This window comes from Leifsonia poae, assembly GCF_027921845.1.
Taxonomy (GTDB): Bacteria; Actinomycetota; Actinomycetes; order Actinomycetales; family Microbacteriaceae; genus Leifsonia; species Leifsonia poae.
In genome coordinates, this window is record NZ_BSEN01000015.1 from 350225 (window position 1) to 366551 (window position 16327).

The window sequence follows — 16327 nt, forward strand, 5'->3', positions numbered from 1 at the left end:
CCGACGTGGGCGGTGCTCAGACCTCGATGCTGACCTCGTACACCTGATCGGTCGGATGCCCGGCCCGCTCGTGGATGCGCATCAGCGCCTCCTTGGACGGCCCGGTCGACAGGCAGAAGACCTTGCCGCTCTGCGGGTCGAGCCACGCGTGCTCGATGTGCACCCCCTCCTCGTCCTCGATCGCGGCGTCGGCATCGTGCGCCGCGGCCAGCTGGTCCTTGGTGACGCCGACGAATCCGTCGTGGACATCGATGAATCGTGCCATGGTCGTTCCCTTCTCGTGAACGTCTTGTGGTGTCTCGTGGAAGCAGCCTCGTCGCCGGCCGCGGAGGCGGGCATCGGTCGTCTGACCGATCATGGGTCGCGGCTCTGTTCCGCGTGCATCCGCGCTTCTAGACTGTGGCCATGATCGCGGCGAACCCGACGCCCGGAGGTCTCGCCCGTGTCTGTCCCGACTTCGTCGGCCGCGAGGATCTCCTCGCGCTGGCCGGCAGGCGGTGGCAGAGGGCACTCGACGGTTCCGGGCACGTGCTCCTCCTCGGCGGCGAGGCGGGCATCGGCAAATCGCGCCTCCTCGACGAGATCGTCGACGGGCTCCGCGCGGCGCGCACCGTGCAGGTGCACGCCTTTCCGAGCGACCGGGAGACCCCCGGCGTGCTGCTGCTCGAGCTGACCGCCGAGCTGCGATCGGCCGGAGAGGTCGACGCGGCGGCCCGCATCCGGGAGCTCGTGCTCGACGACGGCATGGTGGGCGACTCGGGCAGGCGGCGACGCCTGTTGGTCGCCGAGCTGACGGCTGTTCTGCACGACGTGCTGGCCTCGTCGATGCTGCTGCGCGTCGAGGACGTCCACTGGGCCGACGAGCTCAGCCTGGAGGTGCTCGAGCGGCTCGCCGACGGACTGCGGAATCAGCCGAGCATGGCGATCCTCACCTACCGCAGCGACGAGCTGTACCCGCAGTCGGAATTCCAGCTCTGGCGAACGCGCCTGCTCGGCCAGCGGCGCGCCGAGGAGGTGCGGCTCGCCCGGCTCGACGAGGAGGGCACCGCCCGGATGTTCGCCTCGATCATCGGCAGGGAACCCGCGTCCGACGAACGCGCGCGCCTGTATCAGGTGAGCGACGGGATCCCGCTGCACATCGAGGAGGTGGTGGCCGGCGGCTTCGACGAGGTGCCCGACACGATCGCCGAGACCGTCATCGACCGCACCGTGCGGCTGCGCCCCCGCACGCGCGAGCTCCTGGCGTCGGCCGCCGTGCTCGGCCGCAGCTTCGACGCCGACCTCCTTTCGCGGGTGAGCGGAGACTCCCCGGTCGAGGTGGAGCTGATGCTCGACGAGCTCATCGCCGAGCATTTCGTCGTCGCCCGCGACGACGGCCGCACCTACGATTTCCGGCACGCCCTCATCCGCGACGCCGTGTACGAGGACATCGGTCTCGCCCGCCGCCGCGCCCTGCACGCCGCCGTGGCCGACGCGGCGGGAGACGCGTTCACCGATGCCGCCGTCTCCGACCACTTCGAGCGCGCCGGACGAGCCGCCGAGGCGTACCGGCGCGCGCGGGCGGCGGCCGATCATGCGATCCGGCTGTCGGCGCACCGTCAAGCCGCCGAGTTGCTCGAGCGTGCCGAGCGAACGATCCCGTCCGCGTCGTCTCCGCCCGAGCGCGCCGAGCTGCACCGGATGCTCGCCGCAGAGCTCGCCGCGATCGATGACAACGAGGCGGCCGAACGCGAGTACGTGCGGGCGATCGAACTCCTGCGCGAGCAGGGCGACGAGGTCGCCGCCGCCGAACTCGTCCCGTGGCTGGTCGCCATCCGTCATCTGCTCGGCGCCGACCTCGAGGCCAGGATGCGCGACCTCGACGACGCTCTCCAGCGGCTCCGCCCGTTGCCGGAGCAGAGCACGCGTGCCGCCCGCACACATCTGCTCGCCGCGCTTGCAGCAGCGACCATGCTCGATCGACGGCTGGAGGACGCCCTCGACTACGGCCGTCGCGCACGCGAACTGTTCACCGACGACGACGTCGAGACCCGTATCGGGGTGGACGCGACGATCGGGTCCGTGCTTGTATTCGCCGGCCGGAGCGAGGAGGGGTGGCGACTGCTCGAGGAGACGACGGCCCGCGCGGTCGAGGCGGGCCTCGAGGGCGCCGCCGCCCGCAGCTACCGGATGCTCGGCTCGAGCGCCTCGATGCTCGGCGAATACCGCAGGGCGGAGGGCTGGCTCGCGGACGGGATCGCCTACACCGAACGCACCGAGCGCTGGAACGACCACCACTATCTCGTCGCGCACCTGGCCCACGTGCGCTGGCAGACGGGAGACACGGGGTCGGCTCTCGCCCTGGCGTCGCGAGCCTTGGCCGACGGCCGCTGCGCCATCACGACGCGCGTCACCGCGCTGCACGTGCTCGGGTTCGTGGCGCTGTCGTCGGGGGAGGACGAGCGCGCGGCCAAACTGCTCGCCGAGGCGCGCGCGATCGGCGAGGGGATGCACGAACTGCAGCGACTCTCGCCGGCCCTGTGGGGACTGGCGGAGCTGGCCGCCCGCTCCGGGCATCCGGCCGAGGCGGTCGAGCTGAGCGAACGCGGCTACGAGGACTCCGCGAGGGTGTCGGATGCCGCCTATCTTTTTCCGTTCGTGGCGACCGGGGCGCGCGCCCACCTCAGCGTCGGCGGCCCCGCCGCGGCGCGGGACTGGGTCGCGCGCTGCTCCGTGCTGGTGCATGGGCGCGCGATCGCGGTGACACTGCCCGCACTCGACCACGCCGAGGGCCTGATCGAACTGGCGGAGGGGCGTCCGGCTCAGGCGCGCGAGGCGATCGAGCGCGCGGCCGCGGGCTGGACTGCCCACGACCGGTGGTGGGAGCGGACCCAGACGCTGATCGACCGGGCGGTGTGCGCGCTCCGCTCGAAGAGCCCGGCGACCGCGTCCGATCTGCTCGCCGAGGCGCGTGCCATCGCGGTGGCGTCCGGTGCGCCTGCGCTGCTCGCTCAGGCAGCGGCCGCCGGCGCGAACGCCCCACGCGACGACGGCACGTATCCGCTCACCGCGCGGGAGGTCGAGGTCGCGCGGCTCGTCGCCACCGGGTCGACCAACCGCCAGATCGCCGGCTCCCTCTCCATCGCGCCGAAGACGGTGGGCTCGCACGTCGAGCACATCCTCGCGAAGCTCGGGGCGGCCAGGCGAGCCGAGATCGCGGCGTGGTCGGAGGCGCACCCGAGCCGGCCGACATCCTGAGCCGGGGGAGCGCACTGCGCGATGCTCTTGACGCCCGCGCGGCCACAGGGTTCACTCGCGGTATGAGCCGAATCGAAACCGGAATCGTCGCGTACACGCTCTCTGGCGACTACTACGCCCGTGTGGGGGCGGACTTCGACACCGAGGCGGTGGACGACGCCATCCTCGCCCAACTCAACCGGCTGGTCCCCGTCGGCATCACCGTGGAGCGCAGCGGGCGAGTCCTCGCCGACGAAGACCTCGCCGACGTGGCGCGGCGAATCGACTGGACCGCCCTGCTCAAGCAGATCGACGTCGACCAGATCCTCGCCGATCACGCCCGCTGAGCAGCCTTCACGACGTCGTACGCCGCAAGAGCGGCGCGTCTCGTCTCGCCGAGATCGACGATCGGCTCCGGGTAGTCGGCCGTGTCCCACTCCGGTACCCACCGGCGCACGTAGTCGCCGTGCGGGTCGAACTTGGTGCGCTGCAGTTCCGGATTGAACACGCGGAAGTAGGGTGCGGCGTCGGCCCCGCTGCCGGCGACCCACTGCCAATTGAACGGGTTCGAGGCCGGATCCGCGTCGACGAGCGTGTCCCAGAACCACTGCTCGCCCCGCCTCCAGTCGATGAGCTGATTCTTCGTCAGGAACGAGGCGACGACCATCCGCACCCGGTTGTGCATCGTCCCGGTGCGCCAGAGCTCGCGCATCCCGGCGTCCACCAGCGGGATACCCGTACGCCCCTGCTGCCACGCGCGCAGCGCAGCCGGATGCAGCCGCGGCCAGGGGAAGGCGTCGAACTCTCCGCGGATGTTCTCCGTCGCCATCGCCGGGCTGCGGAACAGCGTGTGATAGGCGAACTCCCGCCAACCCAGCTCGGAGAGGAAGGTCGCGGCGCCCTCCGCGTTCGCCGCGGAGCGGGCGGCGGTGGTGGCGTGCCAGACGGTGAACGGGCTGAGCTCACCCCAGCGCAGGTGCGGCGACAGGCGTGAGGTGGCCGCGATCCCCGGGGTGTCCCGATCGCGCCGGTAGTCGGCCACGTCGTCGGCGAGAAAACGGGTCAGTGCGTCGAGCGCGCTCGCCTCGCCCGGTGTCCAGGCCTCGCGCAGACCGGCCGCCCAGTCCGGATGCCGGGGGAGCAGGTCGAGGTCGTCGAGTCCGATTCCGATCCGGTCGTCGACCGGGTACGGTCGCAGCTTCTCCGGGGCCGGAAGCGGCTTGCGCGGCTCCGGCTCGGCGAGGCAGGCGCGCCAGAACGGGGTGTAGACGGAGAAAGGCGTTCCTGAGCCGGTCCGGATCGTCCACGGCTCGAAGAGAAGAGAGGCGCCGAAGCTCGACGCCTCGAGGCCACGATCCCTGGCCGACGCCTTGATCCTCTCGTCGACCGTGCGCTCGGCCTCGCCGTAGCGGCGATTCCAGAAGATCGCCCCCGCATCCGTCTGGTCGATGAGGTCGGCGATGGTCGGCTCCGCCGGTCCCCGCAGGATGCTCAGCCGTGCGCCCAGCCGTCGCAGGTCGCCGTCGAGCGACTCCAGGCTGTGGTGCAGCCACCAGCGGGCCGCACCGCCCGGAGGGCGCACGCCCGGCGACTCCTCGTCCAGCACGTAGACGCAGAGCACCGGCATCCCGGTGCTCGCGGCCGCCGTGAGGGCGGGGTTGTCCGCCACCCGCAGATCGTCGCGGAACCAGACGATCGCCGGGCGTGCCTCGGAGGTCACGGGCTAGAGGTCGAGACTGTCGCCGGGCTCGAGCGGGAAGAACTCGCCGCCGCCCTGCTCGGTCGCCCACTTGATGCGGCCGTTCGCCATGTCCTTGCCCGCCCGGGCGAGCACCATCTCGTGCGTCGGGAAGCTCCGCTTGGGCTTGACGGCCAGCACATAGTCAATCGACTCGGCGATCTTCATCCACGGTGCTCCCGCGGGGACGGCCAGTACGTCGACATCCACGCCCTCGGGGATCGTGTACGAATCGCCGGCGTAGTACAGCTGATCGTTGATCAGCACGCCGAGATTGTCGACCACCGGAATGCTCGAGTGGATGACGGCGTGCTTGCCGCCGAAGAAGCGGAGGGTGAACGGGCCGGCTTCGACCGTGTCGCCGGCGTGCACCACGGTGATGTCCAGGTCTTTCGCCGCGGCGGCGACGCCCTCGGGTGCATAGATCGGCACATCCGGATTGAGGTCGAGGACGCGCCCGAGCTGCTCCGGCGTCCAGTGGTCGGCGTGCTCGTGAGTGATGACGACGGCGACGGTGCCGGCCGTGTCGGTCAGGGGAGACGTGAACGATCCGGGGTCGAGGTACAGCTTCTTTCCGGAGTCTTCGAGGAGCAGGGCGGCATGTTCGAACTTCGTCAGTCTCATGGGTCCAGGAAATACCCAAATCGATCCGGCTGCAATCCGAGCGCGGGATTCTCAGGCGACACCTGAGAAGGCATTGAGGAATATACCCCTAGGGGGTACCGTTGAATGGTGGACATGAACGAGACGACGCATCCGGAACAGCCCCCTGCCGGTTCGGCGCACGACGCGCACCGAGAGCATGAGGGGCACGATTCGCACGCCGGGCACGCCGGGCACGCTGCGCACGATCACAGCGCCCACGCAGGCCACGATCCCGCGATCTTCCGCCGCAAGTTCTGGCTCACCCTCGTGCTCACCATCCCTACCCTGGTGTTCTCGCACGGCCTCCAGGAGATCCTCGGGCTGAGCGGGCCGCGCTTCCCGGGCAGCCAGTACATCCCTGCGGTGTTCGGCGTCGCGATCTTCTTCTACGGCGGACTGGTCTTCCTCCGCGGCGCCGTCGACGAGCTGCGCAACCGCCAGCCGGGCATGATGACCCTGATCTCCCTCGCCATCGTCGTCGCCTTCGGCTACAGCCTCGCGGTCACGTTCGGCCTGCCCGGCATGGACTTCTGGTGGGAGCTCGCGACCCTCATCCTGATCATGCTGCTCGGGCACTGGATCGAGATGTCGGCCGTGATGGGCACCCAGGATGCGCTCGGCCAGCTCGCCAAGCTGCTCCCGGACGAAGCGGAGCGCGTGCTCGGGGATGCGCACGGCGGACGCACCGAGACCGTGGCCGTCGCCGCTCTGCGCGTCGGGGACCTCGTGCGTGTTCGACCCGGGGCGGCCGTCCCCGCCGACGGTGAGATCGTCGACGGATCGTCGGAGCTGGACGAGTCGCTGCTCACGGGGGAGTCCAAGCCCGTGTCCCGCGGCTCGGGCGAGCAGGTGGTCGCCGGCAGCATCTCGGGCAGCGGCTCGCTCGTTGTGCGCGTGACCAAGCTGGGCGGAGACACCGCTCTGGCCGGCATCATGCGCCTGGTGTCCGACGCACAGGCGAGCAAGTCGCGCACGCAGGTGCTCGCCGACCGGGCGGCCGCCTGGCTCTTCTACGTGGCGCTGGCGGTCGCATCCCTCACCCTCGTCGTCTGGGTGATCCTGCGGCCGGACGACCCTGCGTTCGTCCTGGAGCGCGTCGTCACGGTGCTGGTGATCGCCTGCCCGCACGCGCTCGGCCTCGCCATCCCGCTCGTGGCGCAGATCTCGACCGCGATCGGTGCGCGCAATGGGCTCCTGATCCGTGACCGGCACGCGATGGAGGACGCCCGCCTGATCGACGTCGTGCTGTTCGACAAGACCGGGACGCTCACCGAGGGCCGCCAGGGTGTCGCGGCCGTCGTCGCCGCCGACGGGTCGGCTGACGCGGCGGACGCCGTGCTCGCGCTGGCCGCGGCGGTGGAGGCTCCGGCCGAGCATCCGATCGCGCGCGCCATCGTCGACGAGGCGCGGTCGCGCGGTCTCTCCCTGGCCAGGGCGGTCTCGTTCGAGGCGCTCGGCGGCCGGGGCGCCACGGCGACCGTCGCCGGCGCGGAGGTGACCGTGGGTGCGCCGCGCATCCTGACCGAGCGTGGACTGACGCCGACGGCCGAACTGGTGAACGCGTCGCGCGACGCCGCCGGGGCGGGGCAGACGGTGGTCTTCGTGCTGCGCGGCGACGAGGTGCTCGGGATGGTCGCCCTCGCCGACGTCGTGCGCCCGGAATCGGCCGAGGCGGTGCGGTCCCTCCGCGACCGCGGCGTGCGCGTGGCGATGCTGACCGGTGACTCGCGCGAGGTCGGTGAGGCGGTCGCCGCGCAGCTCGGCATCGACGAGGTGTACGCCGAGGTGCTTCCCGGCGACAAGTCGAGCACGGTCGCCGCGCTGCAGAAGGACGGGTCGCGCGTCGCCATGGTCGGTGACGGCGTCAACGATGCACCGGCTCTCGCCCAGGCGGATGTCGGCATCGCGATCGGCGCCGGGACCGACGTGGCGATCGAATCCGCGGGCATCGTGCTGGCGTCGAGCGACCCGCGCGGCGTGGCGAAGGTGATCACGCTGTCGCGGGCGACCTACCGCAAGATGCTGCAGAACCTCGGCTGGGCCGTCGGCTACAACGTGATCGCGCTTCCGCTGGCGGCGGGCGTGGCGATCGGGATCGGCGTGCTCGTCTCGCCGGCGGTCGGCGCAGTGCTCATGTCGGTCTCGACGATCGTCGTCGCGCTGAATGCGCAGCTCCTGCGCCGCCTGCGCCTCGGCTGAGCCGCGCTGGGCCCGCGATTTGGGCCAAATGTGGAGAATGCGCCACGCAATCCCCGCATTTGGCCCAAACCTTTGCGGCGCCGCGACGCGCGGAACGCGTCGTCTCGGGCGGATGCGCGGTGTCGGTGCGGGGAGCCGCCATAATCGTGACCTATGGCCGCATCCCTCACCGTCGTCATCGCGGTCAACCCGATGGCGTCGTTCGGGCATCGAGCCGAGGTCGGTCCGCGGGTGATCGAGCGCGTCCGCGCAGAAGGTCACACCGTCGTCGACATGCGCGAAGCGAACATCGAGCTGTTGCGCCGCGAGACCAGGCGCGCACTCGAAGCCGGTGCGGATGCCCTGGTGGTGGTCGGCGGCGACGGCATGGTGAATCTCGGCGTCAACCTCGTCGCGCAGACGGGTACGCCGCTCGGCATCGTGCCGAGCGGGACTGGCAACGACGTGGCCGACGGCCTCGGCATCCCGGTCGGCGACACGGAGGCGGCGATCGATCTGCTGCTCGATGCCCTTCAGAGCCCGCCGCGCGTGATCGATGCGGGGGTCGTCCGTCACGGCGGGCTCAGCACCTGGTTCTGCGGCGTCGTCTCGGCCGGCTTCGACGCGACGGTGAACGAGCGCGCGAACCGCATGACGTGGCCGCGCGGTCGCAGCCGCTACATCGTCGCGCTGCTGCGGGAGCTCGCGACGCTGCGTCCGATCCCGTACGAGGTCGTGGCCGACGGAGTCCCGCTGGAGACGAAGGCGCTGCTCATCTCGGTGGCCAACAACCGTTCACTCGGCGGCGGCATGCGTATCGTGCCTCACGCCGTGCTCGACGACGGGATGCTCGACCTGTTCGTCGTCTCCGCGATGTCCCGGCTCCATTTCCTCCGCGTCTTCCCGCGCGTATTCTCCGGAACGCATACGGATCTCCCGCAGGTCTCGTTCCGTGCGGTGAAGACCGTGTCGCTCAACGCGCCGGGCGTCATCGCCTATGCGGACGGCGAGCGGATCGGCCCGCTCCCGGTCGAGATCTCGGTCGTTCCCGGCGCGCTCCGGATGCTCGCCTGAGCGCGTCCACGCGCCACGCCCGGGTTGCACCCGTCGTTTTGGAACCCGCGCCCGGAGTGTGGCATACTCATTGAGTTGCAAAAACGGCCCCATCGTTTAGCGGCCTAGGACGTCGCCCTCTCACGGCGGTAACGCGGGTTCAAATCCCGCTGGGGTCACATCAGCCCGCTTCCCTGTATTCACAAGGGAAGCGGGCTTTTTTCTTGGATTTTCGGTCGCGGTCACGCCGAGAGCAATGGCCGGATGCGCTCGAGTTGTTCGCGGTGCAGCGACCGCGCGATGTCGAGGTCGTAGCGGCTCTGGAGGTTCATCCAGAAACGCTCGGACGTTCCGAGTGCGCGAGCGAGCCGCAGCGCGGTGTCGGGGGAGATCGCCCGCTTGCCGTGCACGATCTCATTGATTCGCCGAGGCGGCACCGAGATCGCATGAGCCAGCCGGTACTGGGAGATCCCCAGGGGAACGAGGAACTCCTCGAGGAGGATCTCCCCGGGGTGGATCGGTGCGTGGACGGTGCTCATGGTTCCTCCTCTAGTGGTAGTCGGTGATTTCGACGTCGGCAGCACCCGTCGGCGTCCATCGGAAACAGATTCATGAGTAGTTTGCGATGTGCGAGCCTCTGAAGTTCTCGACCGAATGCCTTGACGTGCGATCGCTCCCACACGAGCTCGGTTTGTCTATCGGCGAACGACCTGATCACGATCGAGAGCGTAACGCGGCACGTTACTAGTCATCGAGGATAGCGCATCACATGCGCGAAGCCTCGCGACGAGGTCAGCGCGTTCACTCGGCCGGGTACGCGGATCCACAGCTCCGGAAGTCTTGGGCGACGCGCCGAGCAGATCGCTGCAACTCCGGAAGGTCGGGCGGATCCGCCCGAAAGTTCCGAAGTTATGCGCCCGAGATCCGGCGTCATGCGCCCGAGACCTTCTCCGTCGGGTACGCGTCGCGGATCACGGTCGTGAAGTACTGGCCGGCGCTGTCCGCCTCCCAGAGGCCGGTCCAGACCCGTTCGGGCACGATCCAGTAGCGGTACACGTCGCCGCTCACGAACTCGAGCTCCAGAATGCGCCGCTCGTGGTCGTAGCCGGCGGACGCCAGCACCGAACTCTTCACGGGTCGCCGTCTCACGTCGGTCAGGGTAGACCGGCGGCGCCGCCCGGGCCAGGGTGGGACGCGAGACGAACGCAACCGAGGGGGAAGCGATGGTGCAGGCGACCTGGGACGAGTTCACGGCCGGGTTCGACGAGCGCGACCTCGCGCTGATCGGAGCCTTCCGCGCGGCGGCCACCGCTCTTCCGGATGTCACGGAGCACGTGCATCGCACGGAGGTGCAGTACAAGGTCGTCCGCGTCTTCACCTCGGCGTATGTCAAGAGCCACTGGCTCGAGGTCGCCGTCGACCTGCTGCGCGAAGTGGAGCACCCGCTGCTGAAGCAGGCGTTCCCGACGACGAAGCGGGTCATCACGCACCGGTTCACACTGGCGAGCCCCGATCAGGTGAGCGAGATCGCGGAGCTGATGCGAGAGGCCCGCGACACCGTCGGACCGGGCACTCGCTGAGCCACCGGCTCCTGTAGACTTTTGCGAGCGAAGGGGAGTATCCCGGACGGCCCACGGCGGGTCGGCGCTGTGGACGTCATCACGGATCCGTTGTTCGGATCCCGGGCACAGCGGCACCCGACTGTATGGGTGCGGGAGAGACTTTCGGCCCTGTTTTCGGCGCCCTTCGAAAGGTATGCATCCCGTGGAGCTTGCTCTTCCCGCCTGGTTCGAGATCACCTCGTTCGTGGTCCTCCTGCTCATCCTGGCCTTCGACCTCTTGATCGTGTTCAAGCGGCCGCACATCCCGAGCCCGAAGGAGTCGACGCTCTGGGTGTCGTTCTACGTGGCGCTCGCGCTGATCTTCGCGTTGCTGATGTTCCTCATCGGCGACGCCGAGCACGCCGGGCAGTTCCTCGCGGGCTGGCTCACCGAATACAGCCTCAGCATCGACAACCTCTTCGTATTCGTGCTGATCATGTCGCGCTTCGCCGTGCCCAGGAAGTACCAGCAGGAAGTGCTGATGGTGGGCATCATCATCGCCCTCGTGCTGCGCGGCATCTTCATCGTGCTGGGCGCCTCGCTCATCGCGAGCTTCAGCTGGATCTTCTACATCTTCGGCGCGTTCCTGCTCTACACCGCCATCCACCAGGCGTTCAGCAAGCACGAGGAGAACGAAGACGAGGAGAACGGTTTTGTGCGCTTCATGCGCAAGCGCCTCAAGGTCTCCAACCAGTACGAGGGCTTCAAGCTGCGCACACTCGTGGACGGCAAGCGGATGTTCACGCCTTTGATCATCGTCTTCCTCGCGCTCGGCACCACCGATCTGCTGTTCGCGCTCGACTCGATCCCCGCGATCTTCGGCATCACGCAGAGCCCGTTCATCGTGTTCGCCGCGAACGTGTTCGCCCTGATGGGGCTGCGACAGCTCTACTTCCTGCTCGGTCACCTGCTCGACAAGCTCGAGTACCTCAAGTACGGCATCGCCTTCATCCTCTTCTTCATCGGCGTCAAGCTGGTCTTCCACGCCATGCACGAGAACGAGGTTCCGTTCATCAACGGCGGCGAGCACATCGAGTGGGCGCCCGATATCAACACCTGGACCTCGCTCGCGGTGATCATCCTGTCGATGGCGGTCGCTACGATTGCAAGTCTGGTGAAGCTCAAGATGAGCGGATCCAGCATCGCCGAGGCCATCCACGGCGACGACCCGGATGACGTGGATGCGGTCGACAAGCCCGCGCCGGCGTCCGGCACCCCGAACACACAGGAGGACCCCGGCAGATGACGTCCGTCGACGTGAGCGTACGCACCGATGTTGGCGCCGTGCGTCAGGTCAACGAAGACAGTCTGCTCGCGGCCGATCCGGTCTTCGTCGTCGCCGACGGCATGGGCGGCCACGCGCGCGGCGACGCGGCGAGCCGCACGGCCGTCGAGACCCTCGCCGGAGCGTTCGGGGCCGGTGCGCGTCCGACGCCCGACGAGGTGATCGCGGCGATCGACGAGGCGAATGCGGCCGTGCGGGCGCTCTCGGGCGCCGACGAGTCCGGCGTCGCCGTCGCCGGGACGACCCTGACCGGTGTCCTCCGGGTGCGCGAGCCGGGCGCCGACGCCGACAGCTGGATGGTGGTGAACGTCGGCGACTCGCGGGTCTATCAGTGGGACGGCCGCGTCCTCGATCAGCTGACCGTCGACCACTCGGCGGTTCAAGAGCTGCTGGACGCGGGACTGATCACCGTGTCCGAGGCCGCGGTCCACCCCGAGCGCAACGTGATCACGCGCGCGCTCGGCGCCGAGGATCTGGTCGACACCGACACGCTGATCCTGCCGATCGCCGGCCACCAGACCTTCCTGATCTGCTCCGACGGCCTCACGAAAGAACTGAGCGACGACCAGATCGCGCGGATCCTCGCGGAGGTGCGCGGAGCGCACGCCGCGGATGCGCTAGTGGATGCGGCGGTCGAGGCCGGGGGGCGCGACAACGTCACCGTCGTCGTGATTGAATCGTTGACCGGGGGCGCAGAGACCGCCTCCGCCGACACCCGCGACAGGGACGAGGGGTCCGGTCCCGCGGAAGAGACCCGGCCGAGAGGGTAGGTTCGCACCACGTGTTCGAGGTTCAGCAGACGGCATCCGGGGAGTGGGTCGTCGTCGTGGTGGGGCGCCGAGCCCTCCTCGTCGAACTCGGCGGCGATACGGCGCGCGTCGCGTCGTACCGTCGCGCGCTCAGCGCCGGCTTCGCGGAGACGCTCGAGGCTCTGGCCGCCGACGGATTCGCCCGCACCCCCGCGTTCGCGCTGGCGGATGTGGCCGCACGGCATGCCGTCATCGCCGTTCGGGGCACCGCGAGCGTGACGGTCGCGGTCAACGGCTCTGATCGCGTGATCGACGCCTCCGGTGTCTCGACCTGGCTCGAGCAGCAGGTCGACGGCGCGAGCACGGTCCGGCTGAGCATCCCGCCGGCGGATGCCGCCCTGGCTCCGCTGCCGCTGGTCGAGGGCGTCGTCTGGGCCGCCGCTGTCACGTGGTCGCCGACGACGGAGACGCCGCTCGCCGCCTCTGAGCCGGATGCCCCGCGACGGGCGCCCGTCACGGCCCCCGTCGCGATCGACGACGTCGCCGTCGTTGCCGATGCCCCCGTGGTGCCGGATGCGCCGGATGCGCCGGAGATCTCCGCCGCGGAGCCGCAAGCTCCGGAAGCACCGGAAGTGCCGGCCGCAGCGCCTGACGCGTCGCGCCCGGTCGACGAGACCCGGGTTCCGGAGGCTACCATCTCCGCCCCCGCAGAGGCGACCGGCTACGACCACCTGTTCGGCGCCACGATGATGCGCAGCGTCGAGGACGCCGCAGTGCGGCCGATCGAGGAGGAGCAGGCGTCCGCGCTCATCGACATCCCCGGCTTCGTCTCGGAGTCCTTCCCGGTTCCCGCCGCCGCACTCGACGGCGACCACGACGGGATGACCGTGCTCAGCGGCAGCCTCAGCGGATTCGACGACCGCGAGCGGCCGGTCGAGACGCCCGCCGCCCCTGTCGTCGGACCGCGCTTCTTCGTCGACGTGTTCGACGGGCGGCGCGAGTACCTGGAGCCGCCGATCGTGGTCGGCCGGGCGCCCGTGGTCTCGTCGTCGTCGCGTGGTGTCTCGCCGCGGGCAGTGACCGTGACCAGCGCGGAACAGGACATCTCGCGCAGCCACGCGTCCATCGCGGTCGAGGGCGACACGGTGGTCGTCACCGACCTGCACTCGCGCAACGGCACCATGGTCGTGCTCCCCGGCAAGTCCGCGCAGAAGCTGCGCCAGGGCGAGCCGACCGCGGTGATCGCCGGAACCCTCATCGACCTCGGCAGCGGAGTGACGCTGACCGTGGGGGAGGACGCATGAGGCGTCTCGCCTCCCAGCCGCCGGTCCTGCCCGGCCTCAACTACATCCGGCTGCTCGGCTCCGGTGGGTTCTCCGACGTCTTCCTCTACGAACAGGAGCTGCCGAAACGCAGCGTGGCGGTGAAGGTGCTGCTCACCGACAATGTCGACGCTGCCGCGCGCGAGCGGTTCGTGACCGAAGCGAACGTGATGGCGCAGCTGTCCGCGCATCCGTACATCGTCACGATCTACCACGCGGGCATCTCCGCGGACGACCGGCCCTACTTCGTGATGGAGTACTGCTCGGGCCCGTCGCTCGCCGAGCGGTTCAAGCGCGAGCGATTCAGCGTCGAGGACGCCCTGCGCACCGGCGTTCGTCTGTCGAGTGCGGTCGCGACGGCGCACAGCGCGGGCATCCTGCACCGTGACATCAAGCCGGCCAACGTGCTGACCACCGACTTCGACTGGCCGGCGCTCACGGACTTCGGCATCGCGTCGACGCTCGAGGAACTGCCCGTGCACACGGCCTCGCTCAGCGACCTGCGCGGCGGCGTGGCCGACACGGGTACCAGCGGCAGCCGCTCGATCGGGCTCAGCGTCCCGTGGTCGCCGGCGGAGATGTTCGAAGAGGACCCGCAGCCGGATGTCCGCAGCGACGTCTTCTCGCTCGCGGCGACCATCCACACGCTCCTGGCCGGACGTTCCCCGTTCGAGGTGCCGGGCCGGTCCAACGGCACGCTGGATCTGATCGGCCGCATCGAGCGCGGGATGATCACGCCGATCGACCGTGACGACGTGCCCCGATCGCTCGTCTCCGTGCTCAGCAAGGGCATGGCGACGCGCCGTGAGGACAGGTTCGCCACGGCCGTCGACTTCGCCCGGGCGCTGCAGCGGGTCGAACTCGAGCTCGGTCTCGCGCCGACCAGCATCGATGTGCCGAACCTGCGGGTCGTCGGGCCGCGTCCGACCGCGTCGGGCGAGGACGAGACCCGCGTGCGCTCGGTGGCGACGATCGACGCGCAGGGGGTACTGCCTCCGGCTGCGCGTCATGCCGTGCCGGAGCCCCGCGCGACCGCGGCGGACACGTCGAGCCCGGAGCGGCCGATCGCCGCCTCGGAAGAGCCCACCCGGGTGCGCGGCGCGATCCCCGCCGTCGATCCGGATGGCGTGCCGGTGGCCGTCGAGAGCACCGTGCTGCGACCGCGCACCGCCCGGCCCTCGACGGAGACCGCCGCCGCGCCCCCGGCCGGTTCGGCGCCGGCTCCGGACGCCGACGGCAGCACCGACGGCAGCGAGCCCGAGGCGCGGCCTCGCCGTCGCTGGCTCGTCCCCGCAATCACCGGCGCGGCCGTGCTCGTCGTCGCCGGCGGTATCCTGGCCGCCGTGCTCGTACCGGCGATGACGCCGTCGACCTCTCCGACGACGCAGCCGGGCGACCAGCGGGACGGCACCGTCGCCGTGACCGTGGTGCCGCCTCCCGTGCTCGTGTCGGCGACCAGGAACGCCGCAGGCAATGCGGCGACGATCGTCTGGAAGACCGCGGAGCCGCACGACGGCGATCAATACCAGTGGGTGCGCGAGGGCACCACCGACGCTCCCACCGTCACCGCGAAGCCGTCGGCGAGGGTCACCGGTCTGACGAAGGGCTCCCCGGCCTGCATCGATGTCGTCACCATCCGTGCGGGGCGCACGTCCCAGCCGCTGAAAGCGTGCACACGGTGAAGCCGCTGACGATCGACTACTGCGGCGAGCTCTACACCGTCGACGGGCCCGGCGAGTTCGGCATCGGGCGGGAGTCCGACCTCTCCATCGACGACAACCCCTACCTCCATCGTCGGTTCCTCACCGTCACGAGCGACTTCGGGATGTGGTGGCTGAGCAATGTCGGCACGCTCCTCACCGCGACGGTGAGCGACTCGACCGGCACCGTGCAGGCCTGGCTCGCCCCGGGCGCGAAGCTGCCGATCGTCTTCCAGACCATGCACGTGATGTTCAGCGCCGGCGCCACCACGTACGACTTCACCATCTCCAGCGAAGACGACTACTTCAACACGGCGATCACCGTGAACGAGTCCGGCGGTTCCACGACCGTGCTGCCCGTCACCCTCACCACGAGTCAGCGGCAGCTGATCGTCGCGCTCTCCGAGGGGGTGCTCACGCAGACGGTTCCTGGCCGTGGCACCATCCCGACCTCGGCGGAGGCAGCCGCACGGCTCGGCTGGAGCATGACGACGTTCAACCGCAAGCTCGACAACGTCTGCGACAAGCTCGACAAGCTCGGTGTCGCCGGCCTTCGCGGCGGTAAAGGCAAGCTGGCGACGAACCGCCGGGCCCGCCTCGTCGAGTACGCGGTGACCACTCACCTGGTCGGTCTCGACGACCTCCCGCTGCTCGAGCAGGGCAGCGAACGTCCGGACAGCCAACCTCCCGACAGCCAACGCCCCGACGGCGAGGCTGCCGGCACGTAGAGGCCGCCAGCACGTAGAGGCATGGGGAGCCCTCCCCATTCGGCCCGCGATGGGGTGCGTGTTAGCGTGGACGCCGACGGATTGACAGCTGCTTACAACCGGGGGGATTCAG

Annotated in this window: 15 protein-coding genes and 1 tRNA gene; 11 read left to right on the forward strand and 5 right to left on the reverse strand. The window is 69.8% G+C overall.

Annotated features, from left to right (window positions below; translation table 11 throughout):
• Positions 1 to 16 precede the first annotated feature (16 nt).
• Positions 17 to 265, reverse strand: coding sequence for an SCO4226 family nickel-binding protein (locus tag PKE84_RS16435; RefSeq protein WP_271178333.1), 249 nt, complete (start codon positions 263 to 265; stop codon positions 17 to 19).
• A 140-nt stretch (positions 266 to 405) separates the two neighbouring features.
• Here PKE84_RS16435 and PKE84_RS16440 point away from each other — a divergent pair, with 140 nt between their 5' ends.
• Together PKE84_RS16440 and PKE84_RS16445 are read left to right on the forward strand one after the other, a co-directional pair.
• Positions 406 to 3237: a helix-turn-helix transcriptional regulator gene (locus tag PKE84_RS16440; protein WP_271178334.1), complete on the forward strand. Its 2832-nt coding sequence runs from the start codon at positions 406 to 408 to the stop codon at positions 3235 to 3237.
• A 62-nt stretch (positions 3238 to 3299) separates the two neighbouring features.
• The gene (locus PKE84_RS16445; RefSeq protein ID WP_271178335.1) at positions 3300 to 3563 is read left to right on the forward strand and encodes a hypothetical protein; all 264 of its coding nucleotides are present in this window, start codon (positions 3300 to 3302) and stop codon (positions 3561 to 3563) included.
• Here the strand turns inward: PKE84_RS16445 and PKE84_RS16450 are convergent.
• Both PKE84_RS16450 and PKE84_RS16455 read right to left on the reverse strand, forming a co-directional pair.
• Complete coding sequence (locus PKE84_RS16450) at positions 3551 to 4936, reverse strand: cryptochrome/photolyase family protein (protein WP_271178336.1); 1386 nt, start codon at positions 4934 to 4936, stop codon at positions 3551 to 3553. The genes PKE84_RS16445 and PKE84_RS16450 overlap by 13 nt on opposite strands.
• A gap of 3 nt (positions 4937 to 4939) precedes the next feature.
• The gene (locus tag PKE84_RS16455) at positions 4940 to 5578 is read right to left on the reverse strand and encodes an MBL fold metallo-hydrolase (protein WP_271178337.1); all 639 of its coding nucleotides are present in this window, start codon (positions 5576 to 5578) and stop codon (positions 4940 to 4942) included.
• Between the two features lie 114 nt (positions 5579 to 5692).
• Between PKE84_RS16455 and PKE84_RS16460 the strand changes: the two genes are divergently transcribed.
• The 3 genes from PKE84_RS16460 (at position 5693) to PKE84_RS16470 (ending at position 9009) form a co-directional block, all read left to right on the forward strand.
• Positions 5693 to 7798, forward strand: a complete 2106-nt coding sequence (locus PKE84_RS16460; protein WP_271178338.1) for a heavy metal translocating P-type ATPase — start codon at positions 5693 to 5695, stop codon at positions 7796 to 7798.
• 153 nt (positions 7799 to 7951) lie between these two features.
• Positions 7952 to 8851 (forward strand): YegS/Rv2252/BmrU family lipid kinase, encoded by a 900-nt coding sequence (locus tag PKE84_RS16465; RefSeq protein ID WP_271178339.1) that lies wholly within the window; start codon positions 7952 to 7954, stop codon positions 8849 to 8851.
• An 85-nt stretch (positions 8852 to 8936) separates the two neighbouring features.
• Positions 8937 to 9009: transfer RNA gene (locus PKE84_RS16470), tRNA-Glu, on the forward strand.
• A gap of 63 nt (positions 9010 to 9072) precedes the next feature.
• Here PKE84_RS16470 and PKE84_RS16475 read toward each other — a convergent pair.
• Entirely contained in the window at positions 9073 to 9369 is a 297-nt protein-coding gene (locus PKE84_RS16475) for a HigA family addiction module antitoxin (RefSeq protein ID WP_271178340.1), read from the reverse strand.
• Positions 9370 to 9760: 391 nt separating this feature from the next.
• Positions 9761 to 9979, reverse strand: coding sequence for a KTSC domain-containing protein (locus tag PKE84_RS16480; protein ID WP_271178341.1), 219 nt, complete (start codon positions 9977 to 9979; stop codon positions 9761 to 9763).
• 74 nt (positions 9980 to 10053) lie between these two features.
• Between PKE84_RS16480 and PKE84_RS16485 the strand changes: the two genes are divergently transcribed.
• From PKE84_RS16485 to PKE84_RS16510, 6 genes are all read left to right on the forward strand, one after another.
• Complete coding sequence (locus PKE84_RS16485; protein ID WP_271178342.1) at positions 10054 to 10410, forward strand: DUF5655 domain-containing protein; 357 nt, start codon at positions 10054 to 10056, stop codon at positions 10408 to 10410.
• Positions 10411 to 10594: 184 nt separating this feature from the next.
• Complete coding sequence (locus PKE84_RS16490) at positions 10595 to 11677, forward strand: TerC family protein (RefSeq protein WP_271178343.1); 1083 nt, start codon at positions 10595 to 10597, stop codon at positions 11675 to 11677.
• Positions 11674 to 12486 carry a PP2C family protein-serine/threonine phosphatase gene (locus tag PKE84_RS16495; protein ID WP_271178344.1) on the forward strand — a complete coding sequence of 271 codons (813 nt, stop codon included), beginning with the start codon at positions 11674 to 11676 and terminating at the stop codon, positions 12484 to 12486. Before PKE84_RS16490 ends, PKE84_RS16495 begins: the two co-directional genes overlap by 4 nt.
• Positions 12487 to 12497: 11 nt before the next feature.
• The gene (locus PKE84_RS16500; protein WP_271178345.1) at positions 12498 to 13769 is read left to right on the forward strand and encodes an FHA domain-containing protein; all 1272 of its coding nucleotides are present in this window, start codon (positions 12498 to 12500) and stop codon (positions 13767 to 13769) included.
• Complete coding sequence (locus PKE84_RS16505) at positions 13766 to 15469, forward strand: serine/threonine-protein kinase (RefSeq protein ID WP_271178346.1); 1704 nt, start codon at positions 13766 to 13768, stop codon at positions 15467 to 15469. Before PKE84_RS16500 ends, PKE84_RS16505 begins: the two co-directional genes overlap by 4 nt.
• Complete coding sequence (locus tag PKE84_RS16510) at positions 15466 to 16215, forward strand: hypothetical protein (RefSeq protein ID WP_271178347.1); 750 nt, start codon at positions 15466 to 15468, stop codon at positions 16213 to 16215. Before PKE84_RS16505 ends, PKE84_RS16510 begins: the two co-directional genes overlap by 4 nt.
• Positions 16216 to 16327 lie beyond the last annotated feature (112 nt).

What these genes read in the sequence shown, in the direction of transcription:
- PKE84_RS16505 (WP_271178346.1), top strand. Translation starts at nt 13,766, where the DNA reads ATGAGGCGTCTCGCCTCCCAGCCGCCGGTCCTGCCCGGCCTCAACTAC.
- PKE84_RS16475 (WP_271178340.1), bottom strand. Translation starts at nt 9,369, where the DNA reads ATGAGCACCGTCCACGCACCGATCCACCCCGGGGAGATCCTCCTCGAG.
- PKE84_RS16435 (WP_271178333.1), bottom strand. Translation starts at nt 265, where the DNA reads ATGGCACGATTCATCGATGTCCACGACGGATTCGTCGGCGTCACCAAG.
- PKE84_RS16485 (WP_271178342.1), top strand. Translation starts at nt 10,054, where the DNA reads ATGGTGCAGGCGACCTGGGACGAGTTCACGGCCGGGTTCGACGAGCGC.
- PKE84_RS16445 (WP_271178335.1), top strand. Translation starts at nt 3,300, where the DNA reads ATGAGCCGAATCGAAACCGGAATCGTCGCGTACACGCTCTCTGGCGAC.
- PKE84_RS16495 (WP_271178344.1), top strand. Translation starts at nt 11,674, where the DNA reads ATGACGTCCGTCGACGTGAGCGTACGCACCGATGTTGGCGCCGTGCGT.
- PKE84_RS16440 (WP_271178334.1), top strand. Translation starts at nt 406, where the DNA reads ATGATCGCGGCGAACCCGACGCCCGGAGGTCTCGCCCGTGTCTGTCCC.
- PKE84_RS16455 (WP_271178337.1), bottom strand. Translation starts at nt 5,578, where the DNA reads ATGAGACTGACGAAGTTCGAACATGCCGCCCTGCTCCTCGAAGACTCC.
- PKE84_RS16460 (WP_271178338.1), top strand. Translation starts at nt 5,693, where the DNA reads ATGAACGAGACGACGCATCCGGAACAGCCCCCTGCCGGTTCGGCGCAC.
- PKE84_RS16465 (WP_271178339.1), top strand. Translation starts at nt 7,952, where the DNA reads ATGGCCGCATCCCTCACCGTCGTCATCGCGGTCAACCCGATGGCGTCG.